The organism is Confluentibacter citreus, assembly GCF_002807055.1.
Classification (GTDB): domain Bacteria; phylum Bacteroidota; class Bacteroidia; order Flavobacteriales; family Flavobacteriaceae; genus Confluentibacter; species Confluentibacter citreus.
In genome coordinates this window covers 200,879-220,729 of the sequence record NZ_NIXN01000003.1, presented here as the reverse complement: position 1 = coordinate 220,729, position 19,851 = coordinate 200,879, and the positions used below count along the sequence as shown (strand labels likewise).

Here is a 19,851-nt window from a genome sequence, read left to right as displayed (position 1 = left end):
TCGCAAATTTTTTTACAAAGATGCATATAATTTGTCAGCTAATAAACTTGAAATAACAACACTTATTGTTGGATTGTTGTTTTAGACGTAAATTCTTTGCTATTTTTACATCAAAGAAATACATAACATGAAAAAGTATATACCAAATGCGTTGACGTTGTTGAATTTGTTCTGCGGAAGTATTGCCGTCATATTTGTTTTAAATGATGATTTTGTTATTGCTTCATTATTTGTGTTCTTGGGTATTTTCTTTGATTTTTTTGATGGCTTAGCTGCTAGAAAATTGAACGTTCAAAGTGAATTGGGCTTACAATTGGACTCATTGGCAGACATGGTTACCTGCGGATTGGTGCCAGGACTCATCATGTATAAATTGTTTGCTTTATCTGATAATGCTTGGGGGCATTCCGAGATTGATTATTCCAATTTTAATCTTTCCCATATCAATGTACTACCTCTGCTGGGCTTGTTCATTACATTGGCTTCGGCTTACAGACTGGCTAAGTTTAATTTAGATGAAGATCAACAAACCTATTTTAAAGGATTGCCAACGCCAGCAAATGCGTTGTTTATTATCTCATTGCCATTAATTATGGAGTTTCAGAATAGTGATTATCTGAATACCATTATTCTGAATAAATGGTTTTTAATAATTATAACATTGGTGAGTTGTTATATGTTGAATTCTGGTATTAAATTATTTGCCTTAAAGTTTAAGGATTGGCGTTTTAAAACCAATGCGACCAGATATGTTTTTATTTTTCTGTGTGCTTTATTTATAATCGTTTTACAATTTGCAGCCATACCTATTATAATATTAACTTACATTGCCATGTCGCTTTTGGATAATGTAACTTCAAAGTAAATTTTTAGACTTATAGGTTAATCCCTTTAAAAACAAACATAATATATGGCATCAGGTTTTTTCGCATTATTAGACGATATTGGAGCGCTTATGGATGATGTTGTGGTCATGAGTAAGATTACAACAAAAAAGACAGCTGGCATTTTAGGGGATGATTTAGCGGTTAATGCCGAAAAAGCCACCGGATTTGTTGCCTCTCGTGAAATTCCTGTATTGTGGGCCATTACAAAAGGCTCTTTTCTTAATAAACTAATCATTTTACCTGTGGCTTTTTTGTTGAGTGCTTTTTTGCCTCCTGCCATAACGATACTTTTAGTTTTAGGGGCCATTTATTTAGCTTTTGAAGGGGTTGAAAAAGTGTATGAATTTTTTGTGCCACATAAACATTCCAATGACGTTATTATTTTAAGCGAACCTTCTGAAGAGGAAGTTTTGAAAATAGAGAAGAATAAAATAAAATCGGCAATCTTAACCGATTTTATTTTATCGGTAGAGATTGTCATTATCGCCTTGGGAACGGTCATAGGAAAAGATCTTTTATTTCAAATATTGGTGGTTTCCATTGTTGCCATAATCGCCACTGTTGGGGTTTATGGTATTGTAGCGCTTATTGTTAGGATGGATGATTTGGGTCTAAGACTTATAAAAAGAAGCGGTGATAAAAAGGGTATTTCAAAGACTGTTGGTACGTTTTTGGTTAATGCGCTTCCATGGGTGATTAAGAGTTTGTCCGTGATTGGTACCATCGCATTGATATTGGTAGCTGGTGGCATTTTTGTTCATAATATTGAGTTTTTACATCATTTTCTAGATGTTTTGCCAGCCATACTTCAGGAATTTGCTGTTGGGTTATTGATTGGGTTTGCGGCTTTTTTGGTGGTTAAGGGTTTTAAGGTGGTTTTTAAAAAGGATAAGCATTAATCCAGGTTCTAAAAAATTAGCCACGAATTACACAAATTCACACAAATTGATTCGTGCTAATTGTTGTGATTTGTAGCAAATAAATTAAGATTTATAATCTGGCAGGCCTTAGTTTACATTAATTAAATTCTAGGAACTGAAGGTTATATTGGTTTACTTAAACGATGGACTTTTAATTAGTTTATTCCTGCCTACGCAGGAATGACAAAATAAAAATAACGCTTATCTACTCCCGTATCTTCTTTTTGCGAAGTTCAAAATTCTGACCCAAATACACTTTACGCACCATTTCATCATTGGCCAATTCTTCTGGCACACCCGCTTTTAAGATGCTGCCCTCAAACATTAAATAGGTTCTATCTGTTATGGCGAGTGTTTCTTGTACGTTGTGGTCTGTAATTAAAATGCCTATATTTTTTTTGGTTAACTGTGCCACAATACGTTGGATGTCTTCAACGGCCACGGGGTCTACGCCAGCAAAAGGTTCGTCCAGTAAAATAAAACTGGGGTCGGTTGCCAAAGCACGTGCAATTTCGGTACGACGACGTTCACCACCAGACAATAAATCGCCTCTACTTTTACGGATATGTCCTAAACCAAATTCCTCAATTAAGGATTCCATTTTATCATGTTGCTGTTGCTTAGTAAGTTTTGTGAGTTGCAACACGCTTAATATATTATCTTCAATACTTAATTTTCTAAAAACAGAGGCTTCTTGTGCTAAATACCCAATCCCATTTTGGGCACGTTTGTACATGGGATATTTCGTGATTTCCTTGTCATCTAAATAAATAGTGCCTCCATTGGGTTTTATCAAACCCACAATCATGTAAAAAGACGTGGTTTTACCAGCACCATTAGGTCCTAACAATCCAACTATTTCTCCTTGGTTTACTTCCAAGGAAACAGACTTCACTACTTTTCGTCCGCCATAGGACTTCATTAAATTGTCAGCTCTTAAAATCATATCTGTATTGTAAACGCTAAAAATAGCAAAAACATATAACTATTTTGGCGGAGGTAAATTAATTTAGTTTTTGTCCTGGTCTTCTAAAGCATCCCAAAACTCGTAGGCACGCCTTAAATGTGGAATCACAATAGTGCCACCAACCAATGTGGCGATACTCAAGGCCTCTACTACTTCATTTTTGGTCAGCCCTAATTTATAACTGGTTTCTAAATGATATTTCACGCAATCGTCGCAACGTAAAACAGCCGAAGCCACCAATCCTAAGAGCTCTTTGGTTTTTACATCTAATGCGCCTTCGGTATACGCATTGGTATCTAAATTAAAAATGCGTTTAATAACCTTATTATTATCTGCTAGAATTTTATCATTCATTTTAGAACGATACTCATTGAATTCATTAATCATATTAGGCAAGTTTCTTTTCTCTTCTTTTTTGATTTCTAATGACAATTTTTGATATGTAGATACTCACTTCATATAAAATGAGAATAGGTATGGCAACAATAATTTGACTGGCAATATCTGGAGGGGTGATGATGGCAGATAAAACCAATACAATTATTAAGGCATATTTCCTGTATTTTTTTAAAAACTCAGGAGTTACCAATCCTATTTTTGTTAAAAAGTAAATAAGAATGGGAAGTTCAAATACCAAACCAGCTGCTATAACGGAAGATCTTACTAGGCTTATATAACTGTCTAAGTCAAAATCATTATGAACTTGCGTACTAACTTGGTAGGATCCCAAGAAATTAATGGATAACGGGCAAACAATATAATATCCAAATAAAACGCCTGTAAAAAACAGACCAGAGGCTACAATTATAAAACCTCGGGAATGTTTACGTTCGTTTTCATGCAGTGCAGGGCTTATAAATCGCCATAGTTCGTAAAGTACATAAGGAAAAGCAATAACAAAACCTGCAGTTATAGAAACCCAAATATGTGCGGAAAACTGACCAGACATGGTTCTACTTTGTATTCGAAAGGGTAATTCTTCATAACAAAAACTAGTGTTCATGCCAAAATATTGAGATAAATCACATAATATTTTATAAGTGTAAAAATCAGTTTTTGAAGGGCCAAAAATCAGAAAATCAAAAATGAATCCCTTTGCGAAAAAAGCAGCAGTAGCCGTAACCACCACAGCAATAACAATTCTTATTAAATGCCATCTTAAATCTTCGAGATGATCTAGAAACGACATCTCGTTTATGTTTTTTTTTGCCATTATATAATACCTTCTTTTATTAAATCGTGTAAGTGCACTACACCTGCATATTTGCCATGATCTTCAACAAGTAACTGTGAAATGCCATAAACTTCCATAACTTCTTTAGCTTCCAAAGCCATAGCATTGGCCTGTATACGTTTTGGATTTTTACTCATAATATCTAGAGCTGTTAGCGCTAAAAAATCATCAACCTTACTTAGCATACGTCGTAAATCACCATCCGTTATAATCCCAATAATTTCATCGTTTTCAACAACCGCAGTGACACCGAGCATTTTTTCTGTCATTTCAATAATGATATCTTTCATGCCAGTTTCTTTAAAAACCTTAGGCTTCAAATTTACGGATGATATGTCTTCAACTCTTAAATATAATCGTTTGCCCAAAGCACCGCCAGGATGGTATTTTGCAAAATCATTACTGGAAAATCCACGCAGTTCCAATAAGCAAATCGCAAGGGCATCGCCTATTACCAATTGAGCGGTAGTACTTGTGGTAGGTGCTAAATTGTTAGGACACGCTTCTTTTTCTACATAAGAATTCAGAACATAATCAGCCTGTTCACCTAAAAAGGAATCTTTACGTCCGGTTATGGCAATTATTTTATTTTTGGCACTTTTAATCAGTGGAATAAGTACTTTAATTTCGGCCGTATTACCACTTTTGGAAATACAAACCACAATATCGTCTTTAAGGATAAGCCCTAAATCACCATGTATAGCATCGGCGGCATGCATAAAAACCGAAGGCGTTCCTGTGGAATTGAGCGTTGCTACAATTTTATTGGCAATAATGGCGCTTTTACCAACACCTGTTATAATAAGACGGCCTTTTGAGTTATAAATGTGTTGTACAGCCTCAGCAAACTCATCATCAATAAGATTGGAAAGATTCAATATAGCATCCCCTTCCATGTTAATAGTCTGTATAGCAGTAGCAATAATAGAATTTATGTTTTTCAAAATTTATTATTTATTTTGATTGATGCTTTTAAAGATTTTATTATCTTTAATGATAATCAGATTAGGTTTTATCTTAATTTTGATAATCGTTACAAAACTAACGAAAAAATGAGGGTTCTCTCAACACACAATTAAATTAATTATTCGATTTGTGTTTTTATTTAAATTAAGTTTTTATACCGTTCATGTTAATAACAAAAAGTGATTTGCAAGCTGCATTAAAAAAATATTTTGGCTTTGGTAAATTTAAGGGTCTTCAAGAAGCCGTTATTGAAAGCATATTGTCAGGGAATAATACATTTGTTATCATGCCAACAGGAGGTGGCAAGTCGCTTTGCTATCAGTTGCCGGCATTGATGCAGGAAGGGACAGCTATTGTAGTATCACCGTTAATTGCCTTGATGAAAAATCAAGTGGATGCCATAAGAGGCATTTCAAACGAAGAAGGCATTGCGCACGTATTAAATTCGTCACTTAACAAAACCGAAGTAAAGCGTGTTAAGGAGGACATAAAAAATGGTATTACCAAATTATTATATGTGGCCCCAGAATCGTTGACAAAAGATGAAAATGTGGATTTTTTACGTTCGGTAAAAGTGTCTTTCATGGCTGTTGACGAAGCACATTGTATTAGTGAATGGGGACACGATTTTAGACCAGAATATAGAAACTTAAAACAAATTATTGGCAGAATAGGAGATAACATTCCTATTATTGGTTTAACAGCCACAGCAACGCCTAAAGTTCAGGAAGATGTCTTAAAAAATCTTGGGATTCCTAATGCAAAAACATTTAAAGCGTCATTTAACAGACCTAATTTGTATTATGAAGTACGCCCAAAAACAAAAAATGTAGATGCTGATATTATACGTTTTATAAAACAAAATTCCGGCAAATCAGGGATTATATATTGTTTAAGCAGAAAGCGTGTTGAAGAATTAGCGCAGGTGCTTCAAGTTAACGGTATTAAAGCCGTGCCTTATCATGCTGGGTTAGATGCAAAGACACGAACAAGCCATCAAGATAAATTTCTAATGGAAGATGTTGATGTCGTAGTGGCAACCATCGCTTTTGGAATGGGTATTGACAAACCAGATGTTCGTTTTGTAATCCATCATGATATTCCAAAAAGTATAGAAAGTTATTATCAAGAAACGGGTAGAGCTGGTCGTGATGGTGGAGAAGGTCATTGTTTGGCTTATTATTCCTATAAGGACATTGAAAAGTTGGAAAAATTCATGTCGGGAAAACCAGTCGCGGAACAAGAAATAGGTCAGGCCTTGTTACAAGAAGTGGTTGCTTTTGCAGAAACATCCATTTCCAGAAGAAAGTTTATCCTTCATTATTTTGGTGAAGAATTTGATAATGAAACTGGTGAAGGCGGGGATATGGACGATAATGTCCGTCACCCCAAAAAGCAACATGAAGCTCAAGACGATGCTAAGTTTATTTTGGAAACTATCAAAAAGACCAATGAAAAATACAAGTCTAAAGACTTGGTTAATGTTGTTATTGGGAAAGAAAATGCCCTTATTAAATCCCATAAAACAGACGAGCAGCCCTTTTTTGGTAAAGGAAATCATAAAGACAATAAATATTGGATGGCATTGCTTAGGCAATTATTGGTTGCGGGTTATCTAAAAAAAGATATAGAAACTTACGGTGTTATTAAACTAAACGAGAAAGGGAAAGCATTTATTAAAAAACCTGAATCCTTTATGATGACCGAAGACCATATTTTTGATGGTGAACAAGAAGATGGAAGTATTGTAACGTCGGCAAAAACGGTCGGACTTTCGGCTGATGAGGTTTTAATGGGCATGCTTAAGGATTTACGTAAAAAGAATGCCAAAAAATTAGGCGTACCACCTTTTGTTATTTTCCAAGACCCTTCGTTAGAAGATATGGCATTAAAATATCCCATAAATTTAACCGAATTAGCAAATGTACACGGTGTAGGTGATGGAAAAGCTAAAAAGTACGGGAAAGACTTTGTGGAACTTATTGCTAAATATGTTGAAGAAAATGATATTTTAAGACCGGACGATTTGGTTGTGAAATCAACCGGAAGCAATTCTGCCAACAAATTATTCATCATTCAAAATATAGATAGAAAATTACCGCTTAATGATATTGCTTCATCTAAAGGTATGTCTATGCAAGAGTTCATTAAAGAAATGGAAGCCATTGTCTATTCTGGTACCAAATTGAATATTACGTATTGGATTGATGATATTCTGGATGAAGACCAACAAGAAGAAATTCATGATTATTTTATGGAATCACAATCAGATGCCATTGATGTTGCCATTAAAGAATTTGATGGCGAATATGATGATGATGAGCTTCGCCTTTATAGAATCAAGTTTATAAGTGAAGTAGCTAATTAATTTTTAAGTTAAAAGTTAAAAGTTAAAAGTTAAAAGTTAAAAGTTAAAAGTTAAAAGTTAAAAGTTTTTGACTTTATATTTCTTTCTTCAGTTATCGGTCTTCAGTCATTGGTCTTTACTATGCCGTTTTCTTCTGCCACAAAAAATCATAAATCGTAAATCTTAATTCGTAAATCCTTGTTATCTTTGCGCTTCATTAAAAACGAATACCATGAAAGACGGTTTATACGCAAAATTCAACACGACTAAAGGAGACATACTTGTTGCCTTAGAATATAAAAAAACACCAGGAACGGTTGGTAACTTTGTTGCTTTAGCTGAAGGAAATTTAGAAAACAAAGTAAAACCACAAGGAAAACCTTATTATGATGGATTGAAATTCCACAGAGTTATTCCAGATTTTATGATTCAAGGTGGATGTCCACAAGGGTCTGGTGCTGGTGGGCCAGGTTACAAATTTGATGACGAGTTTCACCCAGACTTAAAACATGATGGACCAGGAGTTTTGTCCATGGCAAATGCAGGTCCTGGCACAAATGGGAGCCAATTTTTCATTACACATATAGAAACAGCTTGGTTGAATGGTAAACACACCGTTTTTGGTAAAGTAGTATCTGGTCAAGATGTTGTTGATGCGATTGCACAAGGGGATGTTATTGACAGTTTAGAAATAGTTAGAGTAGGAGCGGAAGCTGATGCCTTTAATGCGGTTGAAGCTTTTAGAACTTTTGAAGGTTCCAGACAAAAAAAAATAGCAGCAGAGAAAGCGAAATCTGAAGCAGAATTGGAGAAATTAGCGGCTGGTTTTAGTAAAACATCTAGCGGGTTACGTTATCAAATCATTCAAAAAGGAGATGGTGCAAAAGCCGAAAAAGGTAAAAAAGTATCCGTTCATTATAAAGGGCAATTAGCGGACGGAACGGTGTTCGACTCTTCATATAAACGCAATGAACCTATCGATTTTGCTTTAGGAGTTGGCCAAGTGATTCCAGGTTGGGATGAAGGTGTTGGATTACTTAAAGTGGGCGATAAAGCCCGTTTTGTAATACCAAGCGATTTGGCTTATGGAAGCGCAGGCGCAGGCGGCGTTATTCCACCCAATGCAACCCTGATTTTTGATGTTGAATTGGTCTCTGTTAAGTAAAAAATCTTTTTTTTAAATACTATTCTAAGCACTTATATATTAAGTGCTTTTTTTATATTTATATATGACAAACAATGAACTAGAAACATTAAAATATCCAATTGGTAAATTTATTTTCCCAGAGAATGTAACACAAGAATATATTGATAATTGTATTTCAATATTAGAGTACTTTCCTGAAAAATTAGAGCGTCTGGTAAAAAAAATATCAGAGGAACAATTAGATACACCTTATAGGCCAGGCGGTTGGACTGTTAGGCAAACCGTTCATCATCTGTCCGATAGCCACCATCATAGTTACACGCGTTTTAAATGGGCTTTAACAGAAGATAAACCTCTTATTAAAGCGTATTACGAAGATAAATGGGCAGCATTAATAGATTCTAAATCCGCACCCATAGAGATGTCTTTACAACATTTAAAAGCCATTCATTTTAAATTGGTTTATTTATTGAAAAGATTATCTGATGAAGATTTAAACAAATGCTTTATACATCCAGAAACTAAAAATGAGGTTTCTTTAAAGCGAAATATTGGTCTTTATGCTTGGCATAGCAACCATCATTACACACATATCGAAAATCTCTTGAAACGAAACAATTGGTTGTAACTGTAAAATATGATAAGAAATGTAAACATACACGATGCCAAACAAATAGTTGATATTTACAACTATTATGTGCTTAATTCCATTGTTACTTTTGATCAAATTCCTTTTTCTGAACAGGATTTTAAAGAGCGTATAGAAACCATATCCAGTCAGTATCCTTTTATTGTTTTTGAAGAAGATCATCATATTTTGGGTTATGCTTATGCCAATATGTTTAGGCAAAAACCAGCTTATAAACATACTGTTGAAACCACGATTTATTTAAAGCATGATGTACAAGGAAGGCAGATAGGAAGTGCATTGTATATAGAACTTTTGAAAACATTAAAGGACCAAAACTACCATGCCATTATTGGTGGACTCACCTTACCAAATGATGCCAGCGTGCGGCTGCATGAAAAACTCGGTTTTAAACAAGTGGCACACTTTAAGGAAGTTGGATTTAAGTTTAATAAATGGCTCGACGTAGGTTTTTGGGAATTGATACTATGACGGCACTTTCCACTTAATATTGCAGCCGATACTTGGTTTTTGTAATCTGGTATTTTCTTTATTTTCAAGCAAACAATCTAAGGCATGTCGCAAATTGTGTCCTGTAACAGCAATGCCATTTCCAGGTCTGGAATCGTCTATTTGCCCTCTGTAAACTAATTTTAAATCCCCATTAAAAAGATAGATGTCTGGCGTGCAGGCCGCATCATAGGCTTTGGCGACATTTTGACTTTCATCATATAAATAAGGAAATGGATAGTGTTCATTTTTGGCGTGAACCTTCATCTTATCAGGGCCATCTTGCGGATAGTTAATAACATCATTACTTGAAATCGCTATAAAGGATATCCCTTTTTTTGAATAATCGAGGGCTGTTTTAACCAATTGATGGTTTATATGAAGTACAAAGGGACAGTGGTTGCAGATGAACATAATAACTGTTCCACGTTCACCTTTTAGATTTTGTAAACTCAAATGGGTATCACTTACTGTATCTAACAAATTGAAACCAGGGGCCAAAGTCCCTAAAGGCAGCATATTTGAAGGCGTATTTGCCATAATAAACGTTTTTTCAAAGTTCGGGATAATTTGTATTTTTAAAAAATGAAATGCCTAAAACATTTTAAATAGGCTTGTATATGACCATTGAAAATATGTTAATTTGAACGGATGAATGATATAATTACTTTTGAAGATTTTACTAAAATAGATTTACGTGTGGGAACCATTGTTGAAGTGAATGATTTTCCTGAAGCCAAAAATCCTGCTTACCAATTAACGATTGATTTTGGGCAATTAGGGATTAAAAAATCGTCTGCTCAAATAACAACTTTGTATAAAAAGGAAGATTTACTAAATAGGCAAATTGTTGCCATTGTTAATTTCCCTAAAAAGCAAATCGCCAAATTTATGAGTGAGTGTTTGGTGCTTGGTGCCGTAAATGGAAAAGATGTTGTGCTTTTAAATCCAGAAATAAAAGTTGCAAATGGAAGCACGGTAAGCTAAAATTCATAAAACAACAAAGGGAACAAAAATGGTCTTTCACATTCTAAGTTCCCTTTGAAATCATTCTTTCCTTGGTTAAGATTACTTAACTAGTCAATTGGGTATACTCTCAGCTATTATAAATAATAGCACCCCTCAGAATGATTCTATAAAAATAAGAAAAGATTTTTGTAGTTCCATGTTTTCGAATCGATTGAGTTAATAATTAGAGCGATAGAGAACAATTAGGTTTTACTTATAAATAGAATAGTCTGGTAATAAAGTCGTTAAGGTTTAGCTGGTCAATTTGAAAACTACATGAAAGTAAATAGGGAGCGTATAACCTTTAGTCTAAGTTATAAAAAGGAGTTCATCGAGTTATAATGATGTATTTATGGCATAAAAAAACCGCTAACGAGAGCGGTTTGTGGTTTTTTGTTTCAGATTTATATATCCTCAAAATCAATGTCAGTAAAACTTTCTACAGATTTCCCAGATGTTTCAATGCTATCTTCTTCATCTGTATCATTTTCTTTTTTGAAATCCTTTTGGTGACGCTCGCTAATGACTTCATCGCCTTTTTCATCAATAATATAGCTGGTCATTTCAGATAATATATCTTTAAACTCATTAAAGTCTTCTTTGTAAATATATATTTTATGTTTTTTATAATGGAAAGAACCATCATCATTAGTGAATTTTTTGCTTTCAGTAATGGTAAGATAATAATCATCAGCTTTTGTTGCTCTTACATCAAAAAAGTAGGTGCGTCTTCCTGCTCTTAATACTTTAGAAAAAATCTCCTCTTTCTCCATCATGTCATTTGAATCCATAGTTATCGAATTTTATAGTATTTTCATTATTTCTATCAAAAATCTAAAAAAAATATATACTAACCAACAAATTGTATGCTTTCTTTTTAAGAAGCACAGTATTAATTAATTATAAATCAATAAAATTAAGAAATCATGAGTAAAATGATTTTGTCTAGACGTGGGTTTCACTAAGTTGCTTTAAATAGAGGTGTTTGTAGTACCCATCAACATTTATAAGTGTTTCATGCGTGCCTTCCTGAACTATTTTGCCATCGTCCAAAACAATAATTTTATTGGCATTTTTTGTGGAAGATACTCTATGGCTCACTAAAATGGTCGTTTTATCTGAAGTTATTTGATACAAGTTTTTTAATATTTTTTCTTCGGTTTCGGTATCCACGGCCGACAAGCAATCATCAAACAATAAAATTTTTGGTGATTTTATAATAGCTCTAGCAATAGAAATCCGTTGTTTTTGTCCGCCAGAAAGTGTGATGCCACGTTCGCCTAAAATGGTGTCATAGCCATGATTGAATTTAACAATGTTTTTATGAACATGTGCTTTTTTTGCAGCTTCTATAACATCCGTATCCGTGGCATTTTCTTTTCCAAACTTGATATTGTTTTTTATAGTATCAGAAAACAGAAAAGCATCTTGTGGGACATAGCCAATACTATTTCTTAAATCTTCCAGATTGTGCTGGTTGATTTCAATGCCATCTATAAGGATAGAGCCTTTGTCAATATCATAAAGCCTACCTATCAACTCCAATATGGTAGATTTTCCAGAACCCGTTTTACCTATTATAGCTAAAGTTTCTCCCGCTTTTAGTGTGAAACTAATGCCTTTTAAGGCTTGAATATTGGTATCATCATAAGTGAAAAATACATTGTTGAACGTTATATTTCCTGTCACTTCAGTGCGGTTCATAACCGTGTTTTTTATCTCTGGTTCAATAGTTAGAAATTCATTAATACGTTTCTGCGAAGCTTCTGCTTGTTGCACAATGGAAGTCACCCAACCAACAGTAGCCACAGGCCATGTAAGCATGTTTACGTAAATAATAAACTCTGCAATCGTGCCAATGCTTTCAATCTCACCACTTATATATTGTTTGCCACCTATGTAAATAACAAGTAGGTTACTAACGCCAATAAGTAGAATCATCATGGGGAAAAATAAGGCTTCAATACTAACCAGATGTATTTGTTTTTCTTTATTGGTGGTGGAAAGTTCATCAAAATTAGCCGATGTTTGAGCTTCTAAACTGTAAGCTTTTATGACCGAAATGCCACTAAATGTTTCTTGGGCGAATGATGACAGTTTTGATAAATATTCTTGAACGATGGTGCTGCGTTTGTGGATTTCCTTACTTAGTTTATAAATGGCATAGGATAAAATGGGCAAGGGCAAAATGGTATATACGGTGAGTACTGGCGCTTCATTAAACATATAAGCAATGGCAATTACAAAAAGAGCAACGGTATTAATGCTATACATGATGGCGGGCCCTGCATACATACGTACACGCCCAACGTCTTCACTAATTCTGTTCATTAAATCACCAGTTCTATTTTTTTTATAAAAATTTAACGACAGTTTTTGATAATGGTCATACACCTCATTCTTTAAATCGTATTCAATGTAACGTGATACATTAATAATGGTTTGGCGCATAAAAAAAGTAAGAATACCAGCGATGATGGCAGCACCAATAATGTAAAGGATGATTTCGGCAAGTTCGCCTTGAATCGTTCTGTCGCCAGTGTTTAGGCCAGCATTATATTTTTCAACAACTTCAAAGATGCGTTTTACATACCTTGGGGTATAAAGCAAAAAAATTCTAGCAACTATGGTAATAACAATGCCAATTAAAAGATCTTTTTTATATTTTAAAAAGTATTTGTTAAGATGCTTAAGTTCTTTCATGTGGTGGCTTCACTAATAAGGGAACAAAGATACATGTTTATACTAATAAATTCATTTTGCACACAATAGCTAAATGTTAAATATACCCTAAAGTATTACCAATAATAAACGTAAAATAGAAGTTGTTTTTTTTAAAATAGTATTATTTTTGCCGTTCAAAAGAAAAAATGATTCATCTTTTTTTAATTCAAGTTCTTTGTAAATATGCTGAATAGAAGACATATTCGAGTAAAAGTTATGCAAACCATTTACGCCTTCAAAGGTGGTGAAAGCGATGATTTTAGTCCAAACCAAAAATTCTTGCTTTTCAGTATAGATAATATGTATAATCTATATTTGTTATTAATATCACTGCTTATTGAAGTGCAAAAAAGGGCAGAAGAAGATTTACAGAAAAAGCAAAAAAAACATTTAGCAACGCATGAAGACAAAAATCCGAATAGGAAATTTGTAAATAATGAGCTATTACTTCAGCTCAAAGAAAATCTACAGCTTAAAAACCAACTGGAAACCCATAATATAACTTATTGGAGTTTAGATGCAGAATACGTGGATGTTATTTTTAAAGCTATTACTTCTAGTGATTTATACAAAACTTATTTGCAAACCAGGACATCCGATTTTAAAGAGGATAAAGAGTTTATTGTAGATATTTTTAAAGACGTTATTGCACCAAACGACAAGCTTTACGAATATATTGAAGACAAAAACCTAACTTGGTTAGACGATCTTCCAACCATAAATACCACTATTTTAAAATTATTAAGGAAAGCGAAATCAACCAATCCAGATACTCATTTTATACCTAAACTATATAAGGATTCTGAAGATAAACAATTTGCCATCGATTTATTTAAAAAGACACTCCTTAACAAAACCTCCCTAAATAAGGAGATTGAACAGAAAACCCAAAATTGGGATTCAGACCGTATTGCCAATGTCGATTTTGTATTATTGCAAATGGCTATTTGTGAACTTAAAAATTTCCCATCTATTCCTGTTAAAGTCACCATAAACGAATATTTAGAAATAGCTAAAGAATACTCAACGCCTAAGAGCAGCGTGTTTATCAACGGTATTTTGGATAAGTTGGTTAAGGAATATGAAGAAACCGGTACATTAAATAAAATAGGAAGAGGTTTGGTATAGATTTCTGTTAAGAAACCTATAAAAATTTCAAATACACTAAATAATTGTTACTTTTACAAACCTATAAATTGAAAAACTACCTAATTATGAAAAAAATAATTTTAGCATTAAGTGCTTTAAGCTTAGTCGCTTTTACGTCATGCAAAGAAGATGCATCAAAAAAAATTGATGAAGCCAACGTTGCTGTGGCGGCAGAACGAGATGCCAATTCAGGCAAATTCCCCATAATTTCATTTGATGAAACTACACATGATTTTGGTGAAATTGAAGCCAACCAACAAGTTGAAACTGTTTTTAAATACAAAAATACAGGAGATGCCCCGCTTGTAATAACAGATATTAAAAGCTCATGTGGCTGTACGGTACCTCAAGATTGGTCTAGAGAACCATTAGCTAAAGGAGAAAGTGGTCAATTTACCGTTAATTTTAATGGCAGTGGCTCCAATAAAATAACCAAAACCATTACGGTAACAGCAAATACGGAAAAAGGAATAGAGACGGTAAGTATAACGGCTTTCGTAAAACCTAACCCAAATGCAGCAGTATCAACATCTACAAATACAGCTACACCATTGATGACTTCTGGACAACAACAACAAGTTAAGTATAGTACTCAACCAGGTCACGAAGGCCATAACCACGATTAATTAAATAAAAATATGGAAGGAATTGGGCAATTTATGCCGTTTATACTAATGTTTGTAGTAGTGTATTTCTTTATGATTGCACCACAAATGAAACGTGCAAAAAAAGAAAAAAAGTTTAATGCAGAGCTTAAAAAAGGTGACAAAGTAGTCACCAAAAGTGGTTTGCATGGCAAAATATTAGAGTTTAACGACAAAGATGGTACATGTATTGTTGAAACCATGTCTGGAAAGGTGAAGTTTGAACGCTCTTCAATATCCATGGAAATGACTGAAAAAGTAAAAAAAGAACCTGTATAATAATGATACAGAAAACCAACAAGACAGGCTTCCAATTTTGGAAGCCTGTCTTGTTTTGGCGCGTTACCTTTAAAGTATAATAGGCATCTTATAAGACTTTCCTTGTAATTGGTTGTTCGTTTTTGTAACTTTGCAGCATGCAAAAAGGCATTCGAGAAAATAAGAATTACAGAATACTGAGCTTTAAATTTCTGGTTTTTAGAACCCAATCCAATAAATTCATTCCTCCTTCATTAGAATCTTAACAACACTATAAAAGATTGCCATGCTTCTTTTTTGTTGTATCAAGCACATTATTATTGGTGCTAACCCAATCCTTTTTTAAATATAATCCTTAGTATTTTCTAATATTAATTAGAAACATATATCAAATTTCATGACTATTAAAACCTATGATGCCTATTCAAAGTAACATAGTCCTGTTTAATAACAATGGCTTTGAATCAATAAACATGAATATGAGATTAACGATTTAATCATCATTAAACACAATACAAATGAAAATCATTCAAGTAAAGAGAAAAACAATACACGAAAAAAGATACAGTATAAAAATGGGACAATTAAATACAAAAGTCACTTATATTAAAAAATACATGTTCGGTTTGCCTGTTAAAACCTTGCATACATATAGGGAAACCTATTACGGAGAAGTTAAAGATTGTAACGATTGTTCATTGTTTATCTAATCATATTAAAAACAAATAAAATAATAAGATGAGAATATTAGTAATAGGTGCCGGAAACATGGGTTTAACATATGCGGAAGGAATGTCTAAATCAAGGCTGTTAAAGAAAAAAAACATCATGGTTTTGGATACCTCTGAAAAGAAATTGGAAGAACTTCATCAACTATCGCACTTTGATGCGTTTAGTGAGTTGAAAGATTGTGTGCCGCAAGCAGATATTATTTTTATAGCAGTAAAGCCCTTTCATGCCGAAAGCTTGTTTAAAGCCATAAAACCATTGGTAAACTCCGGACAAATAATCATTTCCATTATGGCGGGAGTTACTATAGCGTCTATAAAGGAGTTTTCGGGTTTAACAAAAATAGTAAGGGCCATGCCAAATTTACCAGCTAAAATAGGTATGGGGCTAACCTCTTTTGTGATATCGCCTGAAGTATCGAGAATAGAAATGTTAACTATTGAAAGTTTGTTAAATACGACAGGTAAATCCATTCAGGTAAGCAGTGAAACTTTAATAGATGCCTCTACTGGGATTTCTGGGAGCGGACCTGCGTATGTGTTTTATTTTATGCAAAGCATGATGGAAGCCGCTTTACAAATGGGGTTTTCTAAAAATGATTCAACGGTTTTAGTAAGTCAAACCTTTATAGGTGCGGTCGAACTTTTTAATCAGTCCAACTTATCACCAAATTCGTGGATGGATATGGTGGCATCAAAAGGTGGCACCACAAGAGCTGCATTAGACTCCATGGATGATAATAACGTAAAAGAATTAATAAAGGAAGCCGCATTTGCAGCCTTTAATCGCGCAATAGAACTAGGTAAAGAGAATTAATATGTATAAAGAAAGAATCGTCATTAAAGTTGGAACCAACGTTATGACCAACAATGATAATAGAATTGTTAGACCCGTGTTAAGAAATTTGGTAAGGCAAATTGCTGAACTGTATGAAAGAAACATCATGACCATATTAGTGTCTTCTGGCTCTGTTATAGCGGGAAAAGAAGTATTGGGGAAATCTAAAATTAAAGATAGAACACAGCGTAGGCAAGTGTATTCGGCCATTGGTCAACCCAGAATGATGCGGCTTTATTATGATATTTTTCACGATTATGGTTTAAAATGTGCACAGGTACTCCCTACAAAACGGGATTTTAGTCCTGGTTTGCACCGCCAAAATATGATTAATTGCTGTGAAGGTTTGTTATCAGAAGGTGTTTTTCCTATAGCGAATGAAGATGATGCTGTGTCTGTTACCATGTCCATGTTTTCTGATAATGACGAGCTGGCAAGTTTAATTGCCCAACTTATGAAAGTTGATAAATTAATTATTCTAACAGATATAGATGGCGTTTACGATGGCCATCCAGATGCTGAAGATAGTAGAGTTATATCCAACATCGTGCCCGATGAGAATTTAGACAAATATATTAATGACAGTAATAAAAACGAGGAAGAAGGTCGAGGTGGCATGGGTTCAAAGTTAGATTATGCCCAGCAGGCCGCAGCCAAAGGCATACCTACCTTTATTGCCAATGGTAAAAAAGAGAATACCATTATTGATATTATAGATGGTAAATGTGTAGGAACCAAAGTAGCTCTTTAGTTGAGGTTATAGGTTTTGTGATAAGGTAGGTTTTGAAAAAGCAACGATTCGGTATGATTACGCAAACCGTGAACTATGTAATTTTTATCTCTAATCATATAAAGCATCCCCGAAAATCATTAGGTAAGTTTGTCTATAAAGATTTAGGATTTGCAAAAACCTAATGGCATATATATTTATCATGGAAACACAAACTAAAGGATACAATTTAACCATACCCGTAAATGACTTTCAATTATCTTATGATGATGTAGGAGAAGGAAGCATCCCGATTATCTTTTTGCATGGTTTTCCTTTTGACAAAACCATGTGGCAAGGTCAATTAGATTTTTTAAAATCTTCCTATCGTTTAATCGCTTGTGATATCAGAGGATTTGGAAAATCAACGGATGAGGAATCTGCTCTAAGTATGGATTTGTTTGCTGATGATTTAATTCAGTTTATGGATAAGTTAAGTATTGAAAAAGCAATTGTTTGTGGATTATCTATGGGAGGATTTGTAGCCCTGAATGCCATGAAAAGATTTCCTGATCGTTTTGATGCGCTCATTTTATGCGATACGCAATGTATTGCAGATACTGCTGAAGTAAAAGAAAAACGCTATACCGCTATTAATGAAATTGAAAATGAAGGCGTATCTAATTTTAACGAAGGATTTATTAAAAAAGTGTTCCATAAAGATTCCATAGCAAATAAGAAGGAATTGGTTGAGGAATTAAGACATGTTGTATTTTCCAATTCGGAACATATTATTAAGCAGGGATTGATAGCCTTGGCTGAACGTTCGGAAACTTGCTCCACTTTGAAAGAGATTAACATACCAACCCTCATTCTTTGTGGTAGGGAAGATGAAGTAACACCCCTTGTCCAATCGGAATCTATGCATACTTCTATCGAAGGATCCATACTTCATGTTATTGACAATGCGGGTCATGTATCCAACTTGGAACAACCAGATGACTTCAACAAATACCTTCATGATTTCTTAACTGGTATAGAAGGTATTAATTTTGAAAAAATCAATGGGACTGAAAGAATGTCTTAATCAATTATCAATCTTCCAATGATCAGCAATAGCCTTTAGTTCTTGTTTGGTGAGGTAAGTAACAGCACCATGCTTCGGACTTGTAAAATTGGTTGTTTTCATAACGCCTTTATTAAAATGACCAATATCCTGATAGGTAACAAAATCTTTGGTTTCGCTAAAACCCATGTTGCTTGGTCTTAAACCATACACATCATACATCAGGACATAGGTGTCCGTACCAATTCTTTTAAAAACGTTAGGTGCTTCTGTATTAACTTCTTCTGGATCAATTCTTTTGTCTTGTCCTGTAAAATCTTGGTTTATTTTATCGGAAACTGCGTGCTTAATTTTGGCACCCGCAACATAAAACATTTGATATTTGTCTCCCACTTTTGTAATATCTGCATCAATACCTCCAATAGCGGTTACAAGTTTTGGTGTTGTTTCCAACTTCGTGAACGCATCATTTGTATAAGAATAGTAAATGTTCGCATCCTTATTGTTGTAACGAATCGTAAAATATACCATCATTTTTTTCTTCTCAGGATCATATATGGTTTGAGGAGCCCATGAGCAATCGATATCTCCTAGTTCAGGAAATGCTGTATCAACACGAAAATCAGAATGAGTCCAATGTATCAAGTCGTATGACTTCATCAACACAAGCGCACGGTTGTTTCCCCAACCATATTTTTCAAGAGGTCGTTCCCAATCAGTCTCACGAAATCCTGCTCGCTTACCAAAAATGTGTAAGTCGGTCATCGCTAAATAAAAAGCACCATCGGGGCCACGGGTAATATGAGGGTCACGTACACCTTTTTGTTCTGCCAACTCAGAGCCAATAAATATAGGATTACCATTATTAATATCAGTAAATGTGTAACCATCGCTACTTATGGCCATATAAGCAGATTGATTCTGGTCCTTGAAGTATACCAACAAATAACCTCCCAAATCTTTTTCATCAAACTTTTGGTCATTTTTAGGTTTTTCAAGTTGTGCTACTATTTCAATACCTGTTGGAGCCGTTGCTGTTGTGGTGTCTTGCGAATATCCAGTTTTCACGATAACTAGCCCTAATACAACTAGGATTACCTGACAAAATTTATTATTCATTT

The 19,851-nt window shown here is 34.2% G+C and carries 22 protein-coding genes; 14 read left to right on the top strand and 8 right to left on the bottom strand.

What is annotated here, in order from left to right; genetic code table 11:
• The first annotated feature begins 127 nt into the window (after positions 1-127).
• Entirely contained in the window at positions 128-865 is a 738-nt protein-coding gene (locus CDH49_RS08610) for a CDP-alcohol phosphatidyltransferase family protein (RefSeq protein ID WP_100615098.1), read from the top strand.
• A gap of 45 nt (positions 866-910) precedes the next feature.
• Positions 911-1,786, top strand: coding sequence for a DUF808 domain-containing protein (locus CDH49_RS08605; RefSeq protein WP_100615097.1), 876 nt, complete (start codon positions 911-913; stop codon positions 1,784-1,786).
• A 226-nt stretch (positions 1,787-2,012) separates the two neighbouring features.
• Here CDH49_RS08605 and lptB read toward each other — a convergent pair whose 3' ends face one another.
• From lptB to CDH49_RS08585, 4 genes are all read right to left on the bottom strand, one after another.
• Positions 2,013-2,753 carry an LPS export ABC transporter ATP-binding protein gene (lptB, locus tag CDH49_RS08600; protein ID WP_100615096.1) on the bottom strand — a complete coding sequence of 247 codons (741 nt, stop codon included), beginning with the start codon at positions 2,751-2,753 and terminating at the stop codon, positions 2,013-2,015.
• A gap of 63 nt (positions 2,754-2,816) precedes the next feature.
• Complete coding sequence (locus CDH49_RS08595; RefSeq protein WP_394344563.1) at positions 2,817-3,161, bottom strand: carboxymuconolactone decarboxylase family protein; 345 nt, start codon at positions 3,159-3,161, stop codon at positions 2,817-2,819.
• A 1-nt stretch (position 3,162) separates the two neighbouring features.
• Positions 3,163-3,987 carry a twin-arginine translocase subunit TatC gene (gene tatC, locus CDH49_RS08590; RefSeq protein ID WP_100615095.1) on the bottom strand — a complete coding sequence of 275 codons (825 nt, stop codon included), beginning with the start codon at positions 3,985-3,987 and terminating at the stop codon, positions 3,163-3,165.
• Positions 3,987-4,904, bottom strand: coding sequence for a KpsF/GutQ family sugar-phosphate isomerase (locus CDH49_RS08585; RefSeq protein ID WP_100615242.1), 918 nt, complete (start codon positions 4,902-4,904; stop codon positions 3,987-3,989). The genes tatC and CDH49_RS08585 overlap by 1 nt, the downstream gene beginning before the upstream one ends.
• Before the next feature lie 233 nt (positions 4,905-5,137).
• On the opposite strand from CDH49_RS08585, the gene recQ reads away from it, so the two are divergent.
• The 4 genes from recQ (at position 5,138) to CDH49_RS08565 (ending at position 9,588) form a co-directional block, all read left to right on the top strand.
• Positions 5,138-7,342 (top strand): DNA helicase RecQ, encoded by a 2,205-nt coding sequence (recQ, locus tag CDH49_RS08580; protein ID WP_100615094.1) that lies wholly within the window; start codon positions 5,138-5,140, stop codon positions 7,340-7,342.
• 211 nt (positions 7,343-7,553) lie between these two features.
• Positions 7,554-8,486, top strand: a complete 933-nt coding sequence (locus CDH49_RS08575) for a peptidylprolyl isomerase (protein ID WP_100615093.1) — start codon at positions 7,554-7,556, stop codon at positions 8,484-8,486.
• 64 nt (positions 8,487-8,550) lie between these two features.
• Complete coding sequence (locus tag CDH49_RS08570) at positions 8,551-9,096, top strand: YfiT family bacillithiol transferase (protein WP_100615092.1); 546 nt, start codon at positions 8,551-8,553, stop codon at positions 9,094-9,096.
• A 9-nt stretch (positions 9,097-9,105) separates the two neighbouring features.
• A complete protein-coding gene (locus tag CDH49_RS08565) occupies positions 9,106-9,588 on the top strand; it encodes a GNAT family N-acetyltransferase (RefSeq protein WP_100615091.1) in 483 nt (160 codons plus the stop codon).
• On the opposite strand, the gene CDH49_RS08560 is transcribed toward CDH49_RS08565, so the two are convergent.
• Entirely contained in the window at positions 9,583-10,146 is a 564-nt protein-coding gene (locus tag CDH49_RS08560; protein ID WP_100615090.1) for a thioredoxin family protein, read from the bottom strand. The genes CDH49_RS08565 and CDH49_RS08560 overlap by 6 nt on opposite strands.
• Positions 10,147-10,257: 111 nt before the next feature.
• On the opposite strand from CDH49_RS08560, the gene CDH49_RS08555 reads away from it, so the two are divergent.
• Positions 10,258-10,593 (top strand): tRNA-binding protein, encoded by a 336-nt coding sequence (locus tag CDH49_RS08555; RefSeq protein WP_100615089.1) that lies wholly within the window; start codon positions 10,258-10,260, stop codon positions 10,591-10,593.
• Between the two features lie 425 nt (positions 10,594-11,018).
• Here CDH49_RS08555 and CDH49_RS08550 read toward each other — a convergent pair whose 3' ends face one another.
• Together CDH49_RS08550 and CDH49_RS08545 are read right to left on the bottom strand one after the other, a co-directional pair.
• Positions 11,019-11,405 (bottom strand): PUR family DNA/RNA-binding protein, encoded by a 387-nt coding sequence (locus CDH49_RS08550; protein WP_100615088.1) that lies wholly within the window; start codon positions 11,403-11,405, stop codon positions 11,019-11,021.
• Positions 11,406-11,559: 154 nt separating this feature from the next.
• Positions 11,560-13,317 carry an ABC transporter ATP-binding protein gene (locus CDH49_RS08545; protein WP_100615087.1) on the bottom strand — a complete coding sequence of 586 codons (1,758 nt, stop codon included), beginning with the start codon at positions 13,315-13,317 and terminating at the stop codon, positions 11,560-11,562.
• A gap of 237 nt (positions 13,318-13,554) precedes the next feature.
• On the opposite strand from CDH49_RS08545, the gene nusB reads away from it, so the two are divergent.
• The 7 genes from nusB (at position 13,555) to CDH49_RS08510 (ending at position 18,751) form a co-directional block, all read left to right on the top strand.
• The gene (gene nusB, locus CDH49_RS08540) at positions 13,555-14,466 is read left to right on the top strand and encodes a transcription antitermination factor NusB (protein WP_100615241.1); all 912 of its coding nucleotides are present in this window, start codon (positions 13,555-13,557) and stop codon (positions 14,464-14,466) included.
• A gap of 86 nt (positions 14,467-14,552) precedes the next feature.
• Positions 14,553-15,113 carry a DUF1573 domain-containing protein gene (locus CDH49_RS08535; RefSeq protein ID WP_100615086.1) on the top strand — a complete coding sequence of 187 codons (561 nt, stop codon included), beginning with the start codon at positions 14,553-14,555 and terminating at the stop codon, positions 15,111-15,113.
• Positions 15,114-15,125: 12 nt separating this feature from the next.
• Complete coding sequence (yajC, locus tag CDH49_RS08530) at positions 15,126-15,410, top strand: preprotein translocase subunit YajC (protein WP_100615085.1); 285 nt, start codon at positions 15,126-15,128, stop codon at positions 15,408-15,410.
• A gap of 497 nt (positions 15,411-15,907) precedes the next feature.
• Positions 15,908-16,099, top strand: a complete 192-nt coding sequence (locus CDH49_RS08525) for a hypothetical protein (protein ID WP_100615084.1) — start codon at positions 15,908-15,910, stop codon at positions 16,097-16,099.
• Between the two features lie 28 nt (positions 16,100-16,127).
• Positions 16,128-16,934 (top strand): pyrroline-5-carboxylate reductase, encoded by an 807-nt coding sequence (gene proC, locus CDH49_RS08520; protein WP_100615083.1) that lies wholly within the window; start codon positions 16,128-16,130, stop codon positions 16,932-16,934.
• Position 16,935: 1 nt separating this feature from the next.
• The gene (proB, locus tag CDH49_RS08515) at positions 16,936-17,706 is read left to right on the top strand and encodes a glutamate 5-kinase (RefSeq protein ID WP_100615082.1); all 771 of its coding nucleotides are present in this window, start codon (positions 16,936-16,938) and stop codon (positions 17,704-17,706) included.
• 163 nt (positions 17,707-17,869) lie between these two features.
• The gene (locus CDH49_RS08510) at positions 17,870-18,751 is read left to right on the top strand and encodes an alpha/beta fold hydrolase (protein WP_204524810.1); all 882 of its coding nucleotides are present in this window, start codon (positions 17,870-17,872) and stop codon (positions 18,749-18,751) included.
• Here CDH49_RS08510 and CDH49_RS08505 read toward each other — a convergent pair whose 3' ends face one another.
• Positions 18,752-19,849, bottom strand: a complete 1,098-nt coding sequence (locus CDH49_RS08505; protein WP_100615080.1) for a glycoside hydrolase family 43 protein — start codon at positions 19,847-19,849, stop codon at positions 18,752-18,754.
• Positions 19,850-19,851: the final 2 nt, after the last annotated feature.